At 39.4% G+C, this 19,123-nt stretch carries 17 protein-coding genes; 10 read left to right on the top strand and 7 right to left on the bottom strand.

The features are described from left to right. Nucleotides 1-50: 50 nt before the first annotated feature. Both ACT29H_RS11820 and ACT29H_RS11815 read left to right on the top strand, forming a co-directional pair. Nucleotides 51-632 (top strand): porin family protein, encoded by a 582-nt coding sequence (locus ACT29H_RS11820; RefSeq protein ID WP_444821838.1) that lies wholly within the window; start codon nt 51-53, stop codon nt 630-632. Nucleotides 633-1,488: 856 nt separating this feature from the next. Then, a complete protein-coding gene (locus ACT29H_RS11815; RefSeq protein ID WP_444821837.1) occupies nt 1,489-2,079 on the top strand; it encodes a porin family protein in 591 nt (196 codons plus the stop codon). A 527-nt stretch (nt 2,080-2,606) separates the two neighbouring features. On the opposite strand, the gene ACT29H_RS11810 is transcribed toward ACT29H_RS11815, so the two are convergent. The 7 genes from ACT29H_RS11810 to ACT29H_RS11780 all read right to left on the bottom strand — a co-directional run bounded on the left by ACT29H_RS11810 (nt 2,607) and on the right by ACT29H_RS11780 (nt 9,240). Further along, nucleotides 2,607-3,167 (bottom strand): hypothetical protein, encoded by a 561-nt coding sequence (locus ACT29H_RS11810; RefSeq protein WP_444821836.1) that lies wholly within the window; start codon nt 3,165-3,167, stop codon nt 2,607-2,609. Nucleotides 3,168-3,411: 244 nt separating this feature from the next. After that, complete coding sequence (locus tag ACT29H_RS11805; protein ID WP_444821835.1) at nt 3,412-3,900, bottom strand: hypothetical protein; 489 nt, start codon at nt 3,898-3,900, stop codon at nt 3,412-3,414. Between the two features lie 64 nt (nt 3,901-3,964). After that, nucleotides 3,965-4,249, bottom strand: coding sequence for a TRL-like family protein (locus tag ACT29H_RS11800; RefSeq protein ID WP_444821834.1), 285 nt, complete (start codon nt 4,247-4,249; stop codon nt 3,965-3,967). Between the two features lie 391 nt (nt 4,250-4,640). Beyond that, entirely contained in the window at nt 4,641-5,273 is a 633-nt protein-coding gene (locus ACT29H_RS11795) for a ribonuclease HII (RefSeq protein ID WP_444821833.1), read from the bottom strand. A 166-nt stretch (nt 5,274-5,439) separates the two neighbouring features. Next, entirely contained in the window at nt 5,440-6,465 is a 1,026-nt protein-coding gene (locus tag ACT29H_RS11790) for a M28 family peptidase (RefSeq protein ID WP_444821832.1), read from the bottom strand. 216 nt (nt 6,466-6,681) lie between these two features. Continuing rightward, on the bottom strand, nt 6,682-8,181 hold the full coding sequence (cysS, locus tag ACT29H_RS11785; RefSeq protein ID WP_444821831.1) for a cysteine--tRNA ligase: 1,500 nt from the start codon (nt 8,179-8,181) through the stop codon (nt 6,682-6,684). 225 nt (nt 8,182-8,406) lie between these two features. Then, nucleotides 8,407-9,240 (bottom strand): CvfB family protein, encoded by an 834-nt coding sequence (locus ACT29H_RS11780; protein WP_444821830.1) that lies wholly within the window; start codon nt 9,238-9,240, stop codon nt 8,407-8,409. A 337-nt stretch (nt 9,241-9,577) separates the two neighbouring features. On the opposite strand from ACT29H_RS11780, the gene panB reads away from it, so the two are divergent. The 8 genes from panB to ACT29H_RS11740 all read left to right on the top strand — a co-directional run bounded on the left by panB (nt 9,578) and on the right by ACT29H_RS11740 (nt 19,121). Next, nucleotides 9,578-10,396 carry a 3-methyl-2-oxobutanoate hydroxymethyltransferase gene (gene panB, locus ACT29H_RS11775; protein ID WP_444821829.1) on the top strand — a complete coding sequence of 273 codons (819 nt, stop codon included), beginning with the start codon at nt 9,578-9,580 and terminating at the stop codon, nt 10,394-10,396. Between the two features lie 163 nt (nt 10,397-10,559). Further along, complete coding sequence (locus ACT29H_RS11770; protein ID WP_444821828.1) at nt 10,560-11,249, top strand: RluA family pseudouridine synthase; 690 nt, start codon at nt 10,560-10,562, stop codon at nt 11,247-11,249. A gap of 210 nt (nt 11,250-11,459) precedes the next feature. Further along, nucleotides 11,460-13,148 carry a thiamine pyrophosphate-binding protein gene (locus ACT29H_RS11765; RefSeq protein WP_444821827.1) on the top strand — a complete coding sequence of 563 codons (1,689 nt, stop codon included), beginning with the start codon at nt 11,460-11,462 and terminating at the stop codon, nt 13,146-13,148. A 26-nt stretch (nt 13,149-13,174) separates the two neighbouring features. Then, entirely contained in the window at nt 13,175-14,500 is a 1,326-nt protein-coding gene (locus ACT29H_RS11760; protein ID WP_444821826.1) for a 2-hydroxyacyl-CoA dehydratase, read from the top strand. 9 nt (nt 14,501-14,509) lie between these two features. After that, nucleotides 14,510-16,465 (top strand): ATP-binding protein, encoded by a 1,956-nt coding sequence (locus ACT29H_RS11755; RefSeq protein WP_444821825.1) that lies wholly within the window; start codon nt 14,510-14,512, stop codon nt 16,463-16,465. Nucleotides 16,466-16,649: 184 nt separating this feature from the next. Then, the gene (locus ACT29H_RS11750; protein WP_444821824.1) at nt 16,650-17,585 is read left to right on the top strand and encodes a hypothetical protein; all 936 of its coding nucleotides are present in this window, start codon (nt 16,650-16,652) and stop codon (nt 17,583-17,585) included. A 162-nt stretch (nt 17,586-17,747) separates the two neighbouring features. After that, on the top strand, nt 17,748-18,242 hold the full coding sequence (locus ACT29H_RS11745; protein ID WP_444821823.1) for an RNA polymerase sigma factor: 495 nt from the start codon (nt 17,748-17,750) through the stop codon (nt 18,240-18,242). 24 nt (nt 18,243-18,266) lie between these two features. Further along, entirely contained in the window at nt 18,267-19,121 is an 855-nt protein-coding gene (locus tag ACT29H_RS11740; RefSeq protein ID WP_444821822.1) for a FecR family protein, read from the top strand. Nucleotides 19,122-19,123 lie beyond the last annotated feature (2 nt).

Genomic DNA, 19,123 nt, shown 5'->3' with positions numbered 1-19,123 from the left:
TCTCTTTTTTCTTGTCTGTCATAAACTGCAATATTAAGATTTATTAGTTTATGGACAGAGTTTATTTTACACTCTCGTTATTTTCGACCGTCTCATTTTCTCAGGCTCAGTTTGGAATTAAGGCTGGGGTGAATATTTCAAACTATGGTGGTGACGATGGGGATGGAATGGATTCTCGTTTAGTTCCTTTGTTTGGGGGATTTGCAAGGTTTAATTTGTCTGATAATATGTCATTCCAACCCGAGCTTTTGTATTCCATGAAAGGCGCAAAGGGATCAGGTGAAGTTGAGGGAATAAATGTTGATGTAACGGAAAAATTGAGTTATATTGATGTTCCCTTGATGTTAAAATTCTATGTGTCAGAAGGGTTTAATTTTCAGGCTGGTCCACAATTAAGTTTTTTGTTGTCTGCAGAAGGTGAGTTTAAAGGAGGAGGCGTTTCTGTTACTGAGGATTATAAAGAATATATGAAGTCTGTTGATTTTGGCTTAAACCTCGGTGCCGGATATGAATTTGATTTTGGCTTTGGAATTGATTTTAGATACAATATGGGATTAACAAATATTGTTGATGATGGTGGCGGAGAGATTAAAAATAGAGCTTTTCAAATAGGCGTTAGTTACGCTTTTTAGTTAAGTGATAAGTAAATATTAAGATATATAAAAGGTTATCTCGGGTTAGAGATGACCTTTTTTAGTGTTTTTGAAATTACCTAGAGATTATTCAGGCTAATAGTGGGATATTCAGGTTGCTTCTTATTAATTTCTATCAGTTTGAGTCTTGCTAGAGGTGGGGGTGATATTTGCTTGTATTGGGAATTCACTTCTTTTCAATAGCAGATGAGTTTATCGAACAGTTAGTTTTTTATTGGGGATATATTGTTTTAATTCTTTAATACGGACCGGACTGATTCTCGAGAGGGATATGTCTTGATGTAGTAAGAATTATTTAGAATTAAGATAAATAAGATGATGATTTTTTTATATATAAAAAATAATAGGTTATTAAAGTAAGGGTTTGGAAGGTTTGTCAAAAAATCATTATGTTTTTTATTATATTGATTAGGTGAAAAGAAAAAAGTTACTTATTTTGTCTTTCGAAATAAAGAATTATTTGTTTTTTGATTTGACCTTAGCATTTATGAATGAAATGTTTTTTTGTTTTATTTGGTTTGTGTAAGTGGTAGATAAAAAAAAATAAACGTGCTGGGGTTGATGTTTGTGAGCCCATTTTTATGGCGCTGGCGTCAAAGAAGGTGTTGGTTTTAAGTTTTAATTAAAGTGCAATATAATAGGTGATAATCACGTCAGGCATGAGAATGGAATGGTTTATGAAAAGTTTGAATCGAAAAAATGTGAGGAGAAAAGGTGTGCTTTGTTTTTCTCTCTTTGGTAATAGATAATTGATTCTATAGTTCGTTAAAGATGCTGGAAAATAAAAAAATAAGTTCAATATAATGCTTTGTTGTTTTTTATAAAATCATTAATTATGAAAAAAGTAATTTCTATTTTTGCAGTACTGCTGTTATTTGTTTCTACATCTGGATTTTCTCAAGTAATTTATGGAGTAAAGTCTGGATTGAATTTTGCAAATTATGGCGGTGATGATGGAGATGGTATGGATTCCCGAGTTGCTCCTATGTTAGGAGTCTTTCTAAATGTTGATTTAGGAAATTCGTTATTATTTCAACCTGAACTTCTTTTTTCTATGAAAGGTGCAAAGGAGTCAGAAGGTGATTTGAATTATACTGATAAATTGAACTATTTGGATTTGCCAATGATGTTAAAATATTATATTTCAGAAGGATTTAATGTTCAGGCTGGTCCGCAATTAAGTTTTTTATTGTCAGCTAAGGCTGAATATGAAGAAGACGGGTCTTCATATACTGAAGATGTCAAAGATTATGTTAAAACTCTTGACTTTGGCTTTAACTTAGGTGCTGGTTATGATTTTGATTTTGGGTTAGGAATAGATTTTAGGTATAATTTAGGATTATCTAATATTGTTGATGAAGATGATTTTGTTGAGGGTGATTTGAAAAATAGAGTTTTTCAAATAGGAGTAAATTACAAATTTTAGATTTTGTTAATTGAAAAATATTTTTTTGAAAGTAGGGCTGTTCTTCAAAAAAGGGCAGCCCTAAATTGTGTTTCTATAAATAGTTAAGTCATTGTTAGATATTAAGAGGAAGAGATTCCTTTGTAACAATCGGTGGAAGTTTTTTATAATTTGGATGGCAATATCGGGATGATCTCTCCTCTCAAATTATTGTAGAAACGTTGGTCGTTTTTGTCTTGTGCAAATTTTATTTGGCTAATTGGTGAAGTAGCCCGTTCTTTACACCTTAGGGCTAGCCTTTATTATAAAATTAGGTATATAAAATGGGTGTTGTGTGGTGAACCTAGAATAGGGAACCATTATTTGTTAATGGGAAAACTTTTCCCTCGGAAATGGGAATTGTCTTCTCTAATAAACAGGCAAATATTTCCCTGGCAAATCATATTTTATAAAAAAGGTTTAATCTATTTGGGAAATAAAATCTTTGCGAATCTTTGCGAACATTTAATTGCTTATGGGATAAAAGCCAATCATCATTCAATAGCTTCTTATTCTCTTATCAATTCAAATAGGTTGTTATTTAAGGAGAATAATTTTTTAGCCGTTTTTTTGGGCGTTTGTAGAGTTATAGTGCCTTGAGGCGAAAATACTACAATGGTCCAGTTTGCTTCCTGAAAAAGGTCGGATAATGGTTTCAGATTAGTCGTGACAGAAAAACGTGAATGGTTGCCCTTTTTTGATTTTTTGATAAATAACCTATTAAAATTTTCATGGATAACAAATCTTTCTGTGGGGGAAATAATGGCGATGCTATCAGTCTGTTTTACCGGGGTCAGGCTGGTAACGGTATAATTCAGCGTAACCGAATCATTATCCAGAATAAATTTTTTAACTCGGAAGGTCAGGTCCAATTCCATCGTTTGGGAGGTAGATCCTTTGAAAGAAAGTGGCTTAATGAAATATTGACTCCCATTGTTTCCAATATAAAATGAGGTATAAAGATTTTTCCTGCCCGAATAGCGATATGTCGAGCAGGAGAGTAGTGTCAGAACAAAAAAGAATGAGATGAAGTTTTTTATTATGTAAGGTTTAAGTGTTTTGTCGCCCATTGGTGTAAAATTTTGTAATATATTGGTTCCCTAATCATACTCCAAATATAGAGATTGGTCTGGGAGTCTCGTATTAACCGAGTTTATAACAGTCTCTTTTCCGAAAAATGGAAGCAAACATCGACAGCTAAATGTCCATCGACACGGTTATTTGGATTGAAACAGTTCTTTTGCGTAAAAATACCTAATTTTTTTATCTTTTTGTGTGAAAAATAGATGCCTGCTGAATTGCATTAAAAGGTATTTAATTGTGTATAAAACGTTTGGAAAGTTTTTTAAGAGTAAAAAGAGAATCTGCAACCACTTTTTCTTGGGTTAAGCCCGATAAAAAAAATAGATTAGAATTTCCTGTTTGAATGGCATATTTCATGGCAATAGCGTTTTCTACTTTATAAGTGATCAGGAAACTCGAGTCGTTGGCTTGTTTCATTATAATGGATGAATCTGCCCAGGCGTATGAATAATCCATTATTTTCTGTAACGAGGTGTTAAAAGGCATGCCGATAAACAGCGAATATTGGGGGTGTTGAATGTTTCGGTACAGGGGAATCTCTGAAAAAGGACCGTTGAATAATGAGTCGTAGAATTCAATTGTAGAAGGTGTAATGTCGCGAATGATCTCTTTTTGTTGTAGTTGAAAAGAAATTCCGTTGAATAGTTGAATTTGATCGCTTTTTGATTGTGAGCACCCACAAAGAAATATAATTGAAAGAAAGAGGAATGTACTTCTCATTATACATGGCTTAGCAAAACTGCCCGATTCACTGTTATAGGATTCGGGCAGTTGTTTTGTAAAATTATTCTCCTGTTACAATAGTTTCATAGGTAACAATAATACCCAAGATACTAGTTGATTTGAGATCAACAGTAGAAATTTTTGTAATCCCTCCATTTTCAGCAGCCTTTTGGATGCTGGCGTCCTGATCGAAGAATAATACCCCCAAGTAACCTGTAGCAGTAGCAGTTCCTACTTTGCTACCTACGCTGTTAGAAGTCGCATTCACCGGCAATACGAGGGAACAACTTGCCATCATGGCCATTACACCAAGAACGGCAAAGATTTTAGAAACTTTTTTAAACATAATGTTGAGATTTGTAATTTTTCCTACTCGTAAGGCTTTTCGGAATACGCCCCGTTTTTTTAAGTGATTGCAGGCCTCCACTATGATTGTTCTTTTTTAAGAAATGCGAAGATAAAAACTTTAAATTAATTTTTTTGAAATAAATTGTAAATTGTTTGAGTCGTACTAAGTTGATTTTTTTATTAATGTACAATAATTGTTGTGTAAATTGTATTCATATATTGTACATAATACTTCGTGAGGTATATAAATTTTTTTGAACAAAGTAAAAATAAGTATTTGTCTCCATTTTGTGAGAGGGTGATGTTCAGTTGTTTGTTAAAGATAGTGTATCGTTTTTTGTCGTTAAAAGGTTTTTTAGTTAGAAGAATATTTTTGTCTGGAAAGTTGTTTAAAAATCGATTTTTAACTGTTTGTCAGTCAATTTAAAAGATAAGCGGTGTAATGGTGAAACGCCAAATTGTTCAATGGCCTGTCGGTGTTTTCTGGTGGGGTATCCTTTGTTTTGATCCCATGCGTAACAAGGGTATTCGTTGTGTTTTGTTTTCATCCATTCGTCACGGTGTGTCTTAGCCAACACACTGGCGGCAGCAATACATTGGTAGATGGCGTCACCTTTGACGATGCACTGATGTTTGAGGTCTTTGAAAGGATGAAAGCGGTTTCCATCAATCAATATCGAGAGCGGAAGTGGGTTAAGTTGTTCAATGGCCAAATGCATGGCCCGAATGGATGCATTAAGGATATTAATCCGGTCAATTTCGTGGTTATCCACCATTGCTACGGCCCAGGCTAGGGCTTCTTTTTCGATGATCCCTCGCAGTAGGTCCCGTTTTTTTTCAGACAGCTGCTTGGAATCGTTCAATAGCGGATGGTTGAAGTTTTCAGGTAAAATAACAGCAGCTGCCACTACGGGTCCGGCCAGACAACCACGTCCTGCCTCATCGCAGCCTGCTACCATTGGACCGGCGGGAAGGAGTCCTCGGGATTTTTCTTTTTTTTTATGGTTATTCTTGTGGACCATTGCTTGTGGCTCAGGTTTTTATGTTTAGGATTGGTGGGGCGGATATTATCTTTCTAATGATCGGATCGTAAATCGGAATAACAGCTGATCTGTCTAAAGGTTTTAAAATCTGTCTATTGCTTATTTAGACCCTATGTATTTTATTTACTGTCAAATTATTCGTTGGTTAGTATTCGTTCTGATAAATAACTTCCAATACTGTTTGTCCAACTGCTTTGAGGGTAGTTGGGTCGATCACATCCATGTTGTCATTGTGGGTGTGCCAGTAGTTGCCAAAAGAGGTGTTACTGGCCGGATCGTATTGGATGATATCAACGGTTTGAATACCGGTAAGTTTGTTTACATAGACGTGGTCGTCTGTAATATAACCACCTTTATTGAATATGAAGAAATTGCTGTAGCCTATTTTTGCTGCGGTGTTCCAAATATGATCCACTAATCGGGGTGCCCATTGCAGGGAGTATTGTTCTTGATAAAAGCGAGCGTTTTTTGCTCCCACCATATCGAGTAAAATGCCGTATCGGGCATAGTAGTTCTTTTTGTGTCGGTTTTTTCCCCAGTACTGGCTACCCAGGCACCAGGTATCTTTCTTGTAGGGCAGATTTCTGTGGTCAGGCATTCCATAATCTTCGGCATCAAAAAAGATGATATCTACTCCCGGGTGAGTAGGGTTGTTGTTCAGATGCCTTGCAATTTCCATCAACACACCAACGCCACTGGCACCGTCGTTGGCACCGTCGATAGGGGTGTTTCGTTTGGCCGGGTCGGGATCATGGTCGGCGAAGGGGCGCGTGTCCCAATGGGCAAATAGTAGTATTCTGTCATTCTTTTCCGGTTGGAATTGTGCAATGATGTTTTTGATGTGCAGTATTGTATTGTCGAAAGCGGTAACCTTTCCCTCCTGGACCTCTACCTGAGCCCCAAAACCTTTCATTTTTTCGGATAGCCATCGGGCACAGGCCTCATGCGCTTGGGTGTTGGGTACACGAGGGCCAAAATTCACCTGTTTTTGGACATAATGGTAGGCCGAGTCGGCATTAAAATGAGGGGTGGATAAAGGTGACAAGGCCTCTTTTGTTTTTGTGCCGGCCTGACGGGATGGCTGTTGCCCACACCCGGCCCCCATTGTAATAAAGGCCACTGCTGTTATTAATAAGGGGGCTCTTAAAAGCTGGTTGATGGTTTTTTTCATCAGTATAAAATTGGTTAATCCATTGGTCTGATGGAACTCGCATGACCATTAGTTTACACCTGTTCTTGTTGTGACAATCTCACATTGTCATGCTCGTTTCACAGGGAAATGTCGGTTATTTGTTGTTTTAATTAAAGATATATGAAACCTCGTTTCTATACCGATACGGACGAAACGGGGCCAGTGAAAAACGATCTGTACAAATTTGAGCCATATTTAATTCTTTATTTCCCATTCTGCGCCGTCTTTACCGTCGCGTACTTCAATGCCCAGATTTTTCAGGCTGTCTCTGATTCTGTCTGCCGTTGCAAAGTCTTTTGCCATTTTGGCCTGTTGTCGAACATTTAGAAGAAGTTCCATGACGTTGTTCAATATTTCCGAATGGCTGTCACCATCTTTGGTTTCAGCTTTAAGTCCCAGAATTTCTCCAGAAAAGAGGTGCATGGAATTGCGGAAAGTTTCTAAATCATCCGCTGTCAATGATTCTTTTCCTGCCAGGGCGCCGCTGATAACTTTGACTCCTTCAAAAAGATGAGCAATAAGTACAGGGCTGTTAAGATCATCATTCAGAGCTTCGTAACATTTATCTTTAAACCGATCGACATTAACAGTGGATTGTTCGGCCGGTTTCATTTTTGTCATCTGCTGCAAGGCGTCCATTAATCGGTTCAGTCCTTTTTCTGCGGCCAGTAATGCTTCGTTGGAGAAGTCTACCGTACTTCTGTAATGCGCCTGAAGGATGAAAAAACGAATGGTCATGGGCGACCAGGCTTTTGTGAGCATTGAATGGTTGCCAGTGAAGAACTCTTCCAGTGTGATGAAGTTGCCCAGCGATTTACCCATTTTCTGGCCGTTGATGGTGATCATGTTGTTGTGCATCCAGTATCGGGCCGGGGCTTTGCCTTTGGCAGCCATAGACTGGGCTATTTCGCATTCATGATGAGGGAACAGCAGATCCATACCACCGCCGTGGATGTCGAACTGGTTGCCCAGATACTTGGTACTCATGGCTGTACATTCCAGATGCCATCCTGGAAAACCTTCGCTGTAGGGGGAGGGCCAACGCATGATATGTGTAGGACTAGCCTTTTTCCAAAGGGCGAAATCAAAACTATTATGTTTCTCAGTTTGTCCTTCCAGTTCTCTTGTGGTGCTCAGCAATTCGTCCAATACACGTCCTGACAAAATACCGTATTTGTGGTCTTTGCCGTATTTTTCTACATCAAAGTAGACCGATCCGTTGGTTTCATAAGCATATCCTTTTTCAAGGATCTCTTTTACAATTTGGAGTTGTTCGATGATATGCCCCGAAGCTCTGGGTTCAATGCTTGGTCGTTTCACATTGAGCGCGTCCATAAATTGGTGGTATCGGTCTGAGTAGTATTGAGCTACTTCCATAGGCTCGAGCTGTTCTACCCGTGCCTTTTGGGCGATCTTATCTTCCCCCTCGTCCGCGTCGTTTTCCAGATGGCCTACATCGGTAATGTTTCGTACATATCTAACTTTATACCCCAGATGGGTCAAGTATCTGAACAATAAATCAAACGTAATGGCGGGGCGGGCATGTCCCAAGTGGGGATCACCGTATACCGTCGGACCACATACGTAAAGGCCTACATGTGGCGGTTTGATGGGTTCAAAAGTTTCTTTTTTGCGTGTTAAAGTGTTGTAAAGTGTCAGGTTGTTTCTCATTCCTGCAAAATCATTTTCTGCCATCTGTTATTCTTCTGATTTTCTATTAATAATTATAGAAATGCAATTCATTTGGTCTATGAGAGGGCTAAGTTATAAAATTATCAGCACCTGTTAAATTACTTCGACTCGAAGTAATTTCTAATTTCTTGTTTTCAACGTGTTGGGGGTTAGCTTGTTCCTTCAGCTTGGATTTCGAGTGAAATGGGCCGAAAAAATTAAGACTTGATGTACTCGTGCTGAATTAATTTATCGGATAAGTCGAATACCGTCTTTTTCCATATTGATTTTTTTTTGCTTGTAAAGAGAACCTGCCGCCTTTTTAAAAGCTTTTTTGCTCATTTTTAATACTAACTTAATTTCTTGCGGGCTGGAATGATCAGTAACAGGCAAGAAGCCACTGTTTTGCTCGAGTTTGTGTAATAATTGCCTGGCATTTTCTTCGATGGCATTGATCCCTATGGCTGAAAGCGAGAGGTCAATTTTATCGTCTTCCCGAATGCGTTTAATATAACCGGTTATTCTCTGTCCGGTGTTGAGCGCTTCGTTTATTTCATCATTGTAGATGAGTCCGGAATGTGTCTGATTGATGATGGCTTTAACCCCCAAGTTGGTAGAGCCAATGATGAGGAGGTCCACCTTTTCACCCGGTTGGAATTGCGGCGAAACATTATCAAGAAATTTATCAATTTTGGCCGATGCAACAATTCGTTTGGTAGCATCATCCAAGTATGTGTAAACGAGGTAGCTATGGCCTTCCTGCATCTTTTGCTTTTGTTCTCTGAAGGGGACCAATAAATCTTTTTGAAGCCCCCAGTCCAGAAATGCTCCTACGGGTGTTACAGCCACCACTTTAAGAAATGCAAAGCGGTCAATCATCACTTTGGGCGTTTCGGTAGTCGCTACTAAGCGGTCGTCAGAATCGAGATAGATGAAAACTTTCTGAGTGGTGCCGGGTTTAATTCCCGAATGCGTATAACGTTTGGGAAGTAATATTTTTCCGAGATTTCCTCCGTCCAAAAAAGCACCAAATTGCGATATTTCGGTGACGGTGAGTTGATTGATTTTTCCTATCTGCACCATGAATTGTTATTAAAAGAAGAGTTTAGGAGTATGATATACCCTCTGCCGTTTGTGATTTCTTTAAAACAACAAAATTAATCAATTGTGAGGGAATCATAGTGTTTCTGTTGAATGTATTTTCCTTTGGGACCATATGTTTATTTCTGGTATTTATGCTGGGTAAAAGTTGTGGCTTGCAATGTATTAAAAGCTAGATGGTTGTATGGTTGTGATTGACGCGGAGAGGAAGAATGAAGGAGCATCTATTTAAAAACTTCAAATCTAGCGAACTGTTATAACAAAGTATCCTTAGAAAAGTAATAACTTTGCCTTTTGCAATTATCAAAAATAAGGAATTATGTCAGCTGCATATGAGAGGCCTAAAAAGGTCACCACTCATGTTTTGAGTGAAATGAAAATGAAAGGTGAAAAAATATCGATGCTCACAGCCTACGATTATTCTTTGGCACACATTCTTGATCAGGCGGGTATCGATGTGATATTGGTGGGTGATTCGGCATCTAATGTAATGGCCGGATGGGAAACCACCTTACCCATTACGCTTGATCAAATGATTTATCATGGAGCCTCAGTCGTAAGAGGCGTGAAAACGGCTTTGGTTGTGGTAGATATGCCTTTCGGATCTTATCAGGGCAATAGTATTGAAGCCCTCCAGTCGGCCATTCGGATCATGAAAGAAACGGCGGCTGATGCTGTAAAAATGGAAGGAGGTGCCGAGGTCATTGAATCGGTTAAGAGAATCATCTCTGCAGGAATACCGGTAATGGGGCATTTGGGATTAACCCCTCAATCTATTCATAAATTTGGAACCTATTCGGTGCGTGCCCGTCAGGAGGAAGAAGCCAATAAGCTTATTGAGGATGCACATCTATTGGAAGAAGCCGGATGTTTTGGGCTCGTTTTGGAGAAAATTCCGGCATCCTTGGCCGCGCGGGTGGCCAAAGAGCTCAAAATACCGGTAATAGGTATTGGTGCCGGGAATCAGGTGGATGGACAGGTGCTGGTCGTGCATGATATGCTGGGAATAAATCAATCTTTTTCCCCCAGATTTTTGAGGCGGTATCATAATCTTTTTGCTGAAATATCTGGGGCCGTCCAGAATTACATCGACGATGTTAAGTCGGGAGATTTTCCCAATGAGCGAGAACAATATTAGGATTAGGGGGGCGTTAGAATGTTTGGCCAATCGGTGATTAGGTCTTAATCGTTAAAATTTAACCACAGTTATCCTAAATCTATCTATCTTGTATCTAGATTGCAAACATCAAGATATTAGGCATCTTTCAGAGCAAAAGTGTTGAATAAAACAAAAAAGAAATATGGAATTGGAAATATTGTATGAAGACAATCATTTGATAGCAGTAAATAAAAGCAACTCGGACCTTGTGCAGGGTGATGAAAGTGGAGATGAACCGTTGAATGATAAAGTAAAAGCCTACCTAAAGAAAAAGTATAACAAGCCCGGAGATGTGTTTCTGGGAGTTGTGCACCGTATTGATCGTCCGGTCAGTGGCGTAGTGCTGTTTGCGAAAACCAGCAAAGCCTTGAGCCGGATGAATAAAATGTTTCAGGAAAAGGAAGTCAAAAAGGTTTATTGGGCAATAGTTAAAAACCTACCCCCGGAGGAAGAAGGAGAGTTGAGACATTATATCTTAAAAGACAGCAATAAAAACAAATCTTATTCACTTCATAAGAAACGGCCGGGAGCCAAGGAGGGTGTGCTGTTTTACCGGTTGGTTTCCAGTTCGGCCAATTATCATTTGTTGGAAGTGGATTTGAAAACCGGACGGCATCATCAGATTCGCAGTCAGTTGGCCAAAATTGGTTCCCCTATAAAAGGCGACTTGAAGTATGGTTTTCCGCGTTCCAACCCTAATGGAGGGATTTCTCTTCATTCGCGAAGACTGGAATTTGTGCATCCCGTGAAAAAAGAACCTGTTGTCATTGAGGCTCCAGTGCCGGGGAATGAAACATTGTGGACTGCGTTTGAAAATGTTGTAATAGACTAGCATTCTTAAAAGAAGAATTTTTGAATAGCTTTCATATCGAAACAATAGTTTTGTTACTTCAATCTTTACCCTCACCCCTTTCCTATTAAATTCTGCCTTTCTGACAAACAGGCTTGGATTTGTCTGTTCTCCCCAATATGTGGAGGAGTAAGTACTCCTTCAATCATGTTGCTTCTGGTCTTAGATTATCATTCTAAATTTTACATTCTAATGAAGAAACGAGTTGTGAATTATATTACCGAAGAACTGATTCGGGAGCAGATAAAATATGTCTTTGGCGTAACGGGGAAAACCATTGCTCCATTATTAGACGCTTTCCTCGACTATGAAGAAATTGAATATATTGCGGCCAGACACGAGAACGGAGCCGCTTTGATGGCTTACGGTTATGCACAGGAAAGTCGTAAGATCGGGGTATGTTGTGGTTCTACGGGGGGCGGTTCTACCAATCTGGCTACCGGTGTGGCCTCTGCCTATATGAATTCCGTCCCATTGTTAGTTATTACCGGACAAATTCCTACTGACGAATATGGGAAGGGGGCTTTTCAGGAATCTACCGGCTTGGGCCAAACCATTGATACTGTTGAATTTTTTAAGCCAATCACTAAAGAGAGTTTTTCGCTGATTAATCCTGCCAAAGCGTTGGAAACCATAAGACATGCGATTAGATGTGCTACCACAGGAAGAATGGGGCCCGTTCATGTTAATATCCCATTCGATATCCAGTCGGCACTTATAGAATATGACCAACCAACAGAATTACTGGATAAAACTGTTGGGGGTTCTTATCCCGAGTTGTCAGGATTAAATGATGCTGTCAATCTTATAAAAATGGCACAAAGACCTGTGTTTCTGGTGGGATGGGGAGGTGTTTTTTCCGGGGCCGGTGGTCTGATCGCAAATATTGCGGAACGTTTTGATATCCCGGTTGCAACGACCATACAGGGCAAGGGTGCAATGCCAACTGATCATCCTCTTTGTTTGGGGGTGGTGGGAATATGTGGTCATCCTGTGGCTGCCGACTATGTGCTTAATCGCTCTGATCTTCTGATTGCTGTAGGCACAAGCTTTGGAGAGTTCTCAACACTGGGATGGGATGATGGTTTTAGAAAGAACAAAAAAATTATCCAAATAGATATAGATAGTTTGGAGATCGGTAAAAACTACCCAGTGGAAATTGGATTGGTCGGAGATGCTAAGTTGATAATGGAGCAAATGATACCTGCGCTCCAAAGAAATGATGTAATGCCCAAAACATCAGGAAAGGACGTGATGGAAAGAATTTGTCGCGTGGGACGAGTAATAGAGCCTGAAAAAATGAATAACTGTGATGCGCCTGTAAAGCCTCAGCGATTACTTGGGTTGATCGGAGAGTTGTCCCCTGTGAATACTTATTTCCTGGCTGATTCTAGCTCCCATTGGGCTTGGGCGATGCATTATTTATCGATTGGGAAAGAGGGAGGGTTTTTCCCCACTTTAAGTTTGGGAGCTATGGGTGCCTCCATTGGTTCTGCAATAGGCGTAAAATTGAGCAACCCTGATCATCCTGTAGTCTGTATCTGTGGGGATGGTTCTTTTTTAATGGGTGGAAATGAGGTGGCTACCGCAGCCCAATACAATATTCCAGTGATATGGATCGTTTTTAATGATGCACGCTATGGAATGCCTGAATTATCTGTTAAAAAAATGTATAACCGAACTATTGGGGTCCGTTTGAAAAAAAGCGATTTTTCACTAATTGCACAGGGATACGGAGCCGTAGGATTAAAAATTGATCATCCCAATCAGATCGAAGAAGTTTTGGGCATGGCTTTTGCCGCTGAGACACCGGTGGTTATAGATGTTCGTATTGATCCGGATGAAGTACCTCCCATAGGGCAACGTAAGCTTTCAACGTAATCATTAATCGAAAAGAAATTTTGATCATGAAAAATTTTGATAATGCCGATATCATCACAAGCGTTGCCTATAAAAAGAAAAGAGATCATTTTCTTCCCCGCTCCGAACAAATACGGCTGAATGCCGAAATGAAAAATAAAATGGTCCGTTTTGTTTCTGAAATTGCCGATGAAAAGGTGCGGCCCCTTTCAATGAAGCTTTTCGATGAAATGATGAACGGTATGCACGGTCAGCGAGTAATTGATTTGTATAACTATCGTAAAGCAGGGAATCATGTAATGACTCTGCTGTGCAACTCCATTCCACCTGAATTGGTATATGGAATGGGAAATTTTATACCAGTGAGTGTTTGTATGGGGGCCGGGGAGGTAGAACCCTATTCAGAGGAATATATTGGGGAAAAGTGTTCCCTGCTACGTTCGATGGTTGGCTTTTTGAAAACCGGAATGTGTGTGTTTTTTAACCTTGCTGATTATGTTCTTGCTTCTGATTTATGTCCCGATGTGGCTACTGTTGCGCAAATTATCCCGAAGGTATCCGAGGACTTTGAAGTGTATTGCCTCAAAACCTCTAAAAAATACGGTGCCGTGAACGTTGATGTCCAAGCATTAAATACCTGGGTAAAATCGATTACCGGGCAAAGTGGTTTTGATCGGGAAAAACTAGTTCAATATGCCAGTTTGTTCTCGGATATTCGTAAAGAATATAAGGAGATACTCTCATTGCGCAGGTATCCCAACCCTCCTCTTGACGGTCGAAACAGCTTATGGATACAACAATTGATGCTGGTCGAAGATCCTGAAAAGCTGCTGAAGGGATTAAAAAAGCTCCGAAGCGAACTCGAAGAGAATCTTCGTAATAATATAGGATATAATTCTGATGGCCGAAAAAAAAGAGTGATGCTGATTACCCCAAGGATTATGCCTCCTTTTGGTGAAATTTTTCGGCTCATCGAAAAATGCAATGCCATATTGGTATGTGAAGAGATGGACATGGGGGTCACCAATATTAACTATGATTTTGATAGGTTCAATTCATTGATAACCAATCAAGATATCCCAATAGAAGAAGCATTGCAATACATGTTGGAAAGTGTTGATAATAATTCAAGTTCGTGTGTTAATGATTTTGATATTCAGGGTATTGTTGATAAAATTCAAGAGTACAAAGTGGATGCAGTGATTGCTTATTCCTTTACAAATTGTCCGGTAATGCATCAAAAGACTAAGAAAATTTGTAAATTGTTGAACGAGCAGGGTTTTGCAGCTTTAAACCTTCAATCCGATTATATGGAGATCTATGACGAAGGCGATTTATTTGTCAGGAAGATTTCTAACTTCTTAACAATCTAAAATCATCATATGGCAATTTCGGAGGAATTAAAAAGAGCTCAGATCAAAATCAGGTTGCTGGAGAGGGAGCTTGATCAAGTCCGACAAAAAGAGAATGAGTTTTATAGAATAATTGAAACTTTGGAAAGTCATATCTTCCGTTGCAAAAAAGATGAGAAGGGAGAAATCATACCTTTGTTTAGTGAAGGTAAAATTGCTCGAAGATACCGTATGAGGACCCATCAGGTTCAAGGAAAAACTCTTCGGGATATTATGGGTGAAAAACCATATTCCTATTTAGAACCATATTATATCCGAGCATTTGAAGGGGAAAGTGTGGAATTTCGGGGTTTTTTGTATGGGAGCCGTTATTTTTCTGTTAGAGTACTTCCTTCTCAAAGGGATGCCGCTGGGCGTGTGGTTGAAGTGGTTGGGATAACACAGGATATTACGGAAATCCATATTGCTCAGATAGAATCTAAGAGAAACAGTGAAGTGCTTAATCGAATCATTGAATATAATCCTTATAGCATTCAAATCCTTGATGCTAAAGGGCATCATATTCGTGAAAACAAAGCTTTCCTTGAACTTTTTAAAACCTTACCGGATCAAAACTGGTCCTTACTGGATGATAACCAAATTTTAGGACAGGGACTGAATGATTTGTTAATCAGAGTGAAAAATGGAGAAGTGGTAGAGACGCCACCGGTATGGTATAATGCTCATCTTACCAATAAAAAATATCCGGATCATCCTATTTGTATTGGCTCGGTAATTTTTCCTGTTTTGCTTTCATCCGGCCAACTGGAGTATATTGTTCTTATGCACGAGGATATTACTGCACGGATTATGGCGGAAGATGCTTTAAAAGCCAGTGAGCGAAGAATGAAACACCTGCTTGCTTCAAATCCTGCCGTTATATATACCTCTGAAATTACTTCTCCCTGGGATTGGACCTTTATCAGCGACAATGTATCTCATCTGACGGGGTATGATCCCAAAGATTTTCTTGAAAATAAAGGCTTGTGGACAAAAAGCATTCATCCCGATGATAGGGAACGAATTTTGAAAGAAATTCCCCTGGTTTTTGAATCCGGTTATCATGTTATGGAATATCGGTTCAGGTGCAAAAATAATAAGTATATATGGATACTGGATGAGGCTCGAATTGTTTTTGACAGTGACGGTAGTCCCTTGGAATTGATTGGATACTGGATTGATATTTCTAGTCGAAAAGAGGCCGATCATCAATTGCTTATTGCCAAAGAAAAGGCTGAAGAATCGGACCGACTTAAGTCGGCTTTTCTTGCCAATATGAGCCATGAAATACGAACCCCCATGAATGGCATTATGGGATTTGCAGACTTGCTCAAAGACCCGCTGCTTTCGGATGACGAAAGAAATGAATATATCGAGATTATCCGCCGAAGCGGCAATCGGCTTTTAAATATCATTAATGACCTTATCAATATCTCAAAGATTGAATCGGGTCAAATGGGAGTGAATATTTCTGAGACGAACATTAATGTACAACTTGATTTTTTGTTTAGCTTCTTCGAAACCGAGACCAAACAGAAAAATATTAATCTCTCCCTAGTGAAGCCGCTCAGCGATATTCAATCGATTGTTAAGACCGACAAGGAAAAGGTTTATGCAATATTGACCAATCTGATAAAAAATGCCATCAAATTTACCGACCAAGGAACTATAGAGTTTGGCTATACCCCTAAAGAAGAGTGTATAGAATTCTTCGTTCGTGATACAGGAATAGGTATCAGTCCTGAAAATCAACAGTCCATATTGGAACGCTTTATTCAGGTCGATAGCACTTTCTCTGCCAGTCATGAAGGGGCAGGGCTTGGTCTTTCTATTTGTAAAGCCTATGTCGAATTGTTGGGAGGTAAATTATGGGTGGAATCGGAAATATCCAAAGGTTCTACTTTCTTCTTTACTGTTCCTTATAATACGTCTTCTTTTATTCATTGATATTTTAATTGTGGTATTGGGAAAATAACTCAAAGTATGAAGTTGGCAAAATGGTGAAATGTTTTGGTCAACAGGGTTTTATGTTTTGCAAATAAAAAATACCAAAAATGGGGTAGGGTAATTTGACTCTTGTGCGGTATTCAATTATAAAGACAACGCAAAAACAAATTAAAAAATTTGAGTTATGAAAAAGTTATTGTTTAGTTTGGCTTTTGGAACCGCCATTATGTTTGTATCATGTGAAAATGAAGAAGTTATTCCTGCTTCTGATTTTGCCACAGCCAATTTTAATGTAACGACAGAGTCTGTTGTTACTACCGATGCTGCAATTGAAGATGTTGTAGAGGCTGCCGATTATGAGGTGGAACTATACACTGGCACAGTGGTTATGTTGGAGGATTTGAGTGTCGCGTCTCAGACCAACGATCAGCTTAAATCCGCCTCAAGCGAAAGATTTCGTGACCGCTATCGGTTAGGACGGCCCGATGTTACAGTGGAATGGACTGAAGGAGACTATCCTCGCACCGTTACCCTGGATTATGGAGAAGAGACTGAATTAGCGAATGGTAGAATCATCAGTGGCGTCATTGAAATTGAGATTTCTGCACCTCTATTCCAGGAAGGAGCTGTCAGAACTGTATCTTTTATTGATTTTTCGGTTGATTCACTGATTATTAATGGCACCATTGAAAAAACAATTGTTAGCGTAACCGACGAAAGAGAAGTAAGTATTGTTCGTGATCTTATTGTTGCGCTCCCTGACGGGACCGAGGTTGAGTGTTACGCAGAAATTACCCGTACCTGGGAAGAAGGTCTGGGAACGCAATTCTATCACGGAGATGATGTTATTGGAATAAATGGCTTTGCCACTTGTACCGATTCTGATGGAAATGAGTACCGAAGGGAGATTACAGAGAAACTTCAGAAGCAGGGCGGATGTCGATTCCTGGTCAGCGGAGAAGTGACTTTTTCTAATAATGGTGAAGTATTCGGGACCGTTAATTATGGCGACGGAACTTGTGATAATGTGGGCGAGTATACAACCGCCGACGGAACTAAGGAATTTACCATCGGGAAGCGTATTCGAAAACGCATAAATCAAAACCAATCCGGGGAGTAAGTGATCCGGTAAAAATGAATCAGAGGGCGTCTTGAAAGACTAATTTCGTGCTGTGGGCTTTTGATAAAGTAGAAAGATAATAAGCGACCCAGGGTATGACAGGATTTTTAGACACCCTCTGACTTTTTAATATCTTTGTTCTATCGATAAAGTTGTTTTCCGGTGACAAAAGAGTTTTTTAAATCTTTCTTTGATGACCATTTCGATCCCCTTCGAAATTATCTTTATTACCGTTCAGGGGATAAAGATCTTGCGACGGATATTGTACAGGAATGCTTTTTGAAACTTTGGGAAAAACAGCCCGTTGGTGACACGGTCACGCTCAGAAGGCTACTTTATAAAATGGGTCATGACTTATTTATCTCTCATTACAGGCATTCAAAAATTGAAAAAGAGTTCGCCTTTAAACAGAATTATTCCATTGAACCATCCCTCTCACCGGAGGAGGAATTAAACTATTCAGAACTGGAAAAAAAATATGGCGAGGCTTTGAGTCAAATGCCGGAAAACTATAGAGTGGTGTTTTTGATGCGTCGTACCGATGAGTTAAAGAACCGGGAGATTGCCGATCGGTTGGGATTAAGTGTGAAAGCAGTGGAAAAGAGAATGAACAAGGCTTTGCGTTTTTTAAAAAAGGCTTTGGAATACGAGGAATAATGATATGATTCGAAATCGATAACAATGACAGTAAAAAAGAACATTAATAACGAGGAAATGTGGCCTGGTAAATTGCCCGACTTGGATCTGTCGTACCGAAAATCGAAGGAAGATGTTTGGAGGGAATTATCCCATGCTATTGATTCGAAACAAACGATTTCTCCAGAAATTAACCTTTTTGCCAGGATGTGGCGTCCTATAGCTGCTTCCGTAATTATATTGTTAGGAATGACTCTGTTTGGGCGATTCTATACAAAGGAAATTACAAGCGATGTTGGACAGCACATTACGGCTGTTTTGCCCGATGGATCGAAAATGATACTCAATGCCGGATCTGGTGTGAGCTATCACCCCTTCTGGTGGAGATTCGACAGAAAAGTTGAATTGCAAGGGGAAGCTTTTTTTGAGGTAAAAAAAGGAAAACGATTTGATGTGGTTTCGAGAAATGGTATTACCACCGTTCTGGGAACCAGTTTTAATATTTATGCCAGAAACGATCATTATCAGGTAACTTGTTATACTGGCAAGGTAAGGGTCATCTCTTTAGTTAACGGTCATGCATTGAATATTATCCCGGGCGAGCAGGCCAGTCTCAATAGTGACGGATCATTTCGTTTGGCGAAATTGAAAGATTCGGAGGAGCCGGTTTCTTGGATGAACAATATGTTTGTTTTTACGGGTACCCCATTGCATCTGGTTTTTGAGGAAATTGAACGCCAATATGCCGTAAAGATTGGATTTGACCCAGGGATTGAATACCTTTACACTGGGAATTTTACTCGTAACCAACCCGTTGAGCAGGTGTTGCAAATGGTTTGCCGCCCCTACGGTCTTGATTTTGAGAAAACCCCTAAGGGATACTTGATTGAAAAAAAATAATT

This window comes from Thermophagus sp. OGC60D27 (assembly GCF_052400625.1).
GTDB lineage: Bacteria > Bacteroidota > Bacteroidia > Bacteroidales > Marinilabiliaceae > Thermophagus.
This window is presented reverse-complemented; position numbering and strand designations above follow the sequence as displayed.

Coding starts and splice junctions, on each gene's coding strand:
- panB (WP_444821829.1), top strand. CDS start 9,578: ATGTCAGCTGCATATGAGAGGCCTAAAAAGGTCACCACTCATGTTTTG.
- ACT29H_RS11780 (WP_444821830.1), bottom strand. CDS start 9,240: ATGGTGCAGATAGGAAAAATCAATCAACTCACCGTCACCGAAATATCG.
- ACT29H_RS11755 (WP_444821825.1), top strand. CDS start 14,510: ATGGCAATTTCGGAGGAATTAAAAAGAGCTCAGATCAAAATCAGGTTG.
- ACT29H_RS11740 (WP_444821822.1), top strand. CDS start 18,267: ATGACAGTAAAAAAGAACATTAATAACGAGGAAATGTGGCCTGGTAAA.
- ACT29H_RS11805 (WP_444821835.1), bottom strand. CDS start 3,900: ATGAGAAGTACATTCCTCTTTCTTTCAATTATATTTCTTTGTGGGTGC.
- ACT29H_RS11815 (WP_444821837.1), top strand. CDS start 1,489: ATGAAAAAAGTAATTTCTATTTTTGCAGTACTGCTGTTATTTGTTTCT.
- cysS (WP_444821831.1), bottom strand. CDS start 8,181: ATGGCAGAAAATGATTTTGCAGGAATGAGAAACAACCTGACACTTTAC.
- ACT29H_RS11795 (WP_444821833.1), bottom strand. CDS start 5,273: ATGGTCCACAAGAATAACCATAAAAAAAAAGAAAAATCCCGAGGACTC.
- ACT29H_RS11800 (WP_444821834.1), bottom strand. CDS start 4,249: ATGTTTAAAAAAGTTTCTAAAATCTTTGCCGTTCTTGGTGTAATGGCC.
- ACT29H_RS11770 (WP_444821828.1), top strand. CDS start 10,560: ATGGAATTGGAAATATTGTATGAAGACAATCATTTGATAGCAGTAAAT.
- ACT29H_RS11820 (WP_444821838.1), top strand. CDS start 51: ATGGACAGAGTTTATTTTACACTCTCGTTATTTTCGACCGTCTCATTT.
- ACT29H_RS11790 (WP_444821832.1), bottom strand. CDS start 6,465: ATGAAAAAAACCATCAACCAGCTTTTAAGAGCCCCCTTATTAATAACA.
- ACT29H_RS11760 (WP_444821826.1), top strand. CDS start 13,175: ATGAAAAATTTTGATAATGCCGATATCATCACAAGCGTTGCCTATAAA.
- ACT29H_RS11765 (WP_444821827.1), top strand. CDS start 11,460: ATGAAGAAACGAGTTGTGAATTATATTACCGAAGAACTGATTCGGGAG.
- ACT29H_RS11810 (WP_444821836.1), bottom strand. CDS start 3,167: ATGGGCGACAAAACACTTAAACCTTACATAATAAAAAACTTCATCTCA.
- ACT29H_RS11750 (WP_444821824.1), top strand. CDS start 16,650: ATGAAAAAGTTATTGTTTAGTTTGGCTTTTGGAACCGCCATTATGTTT.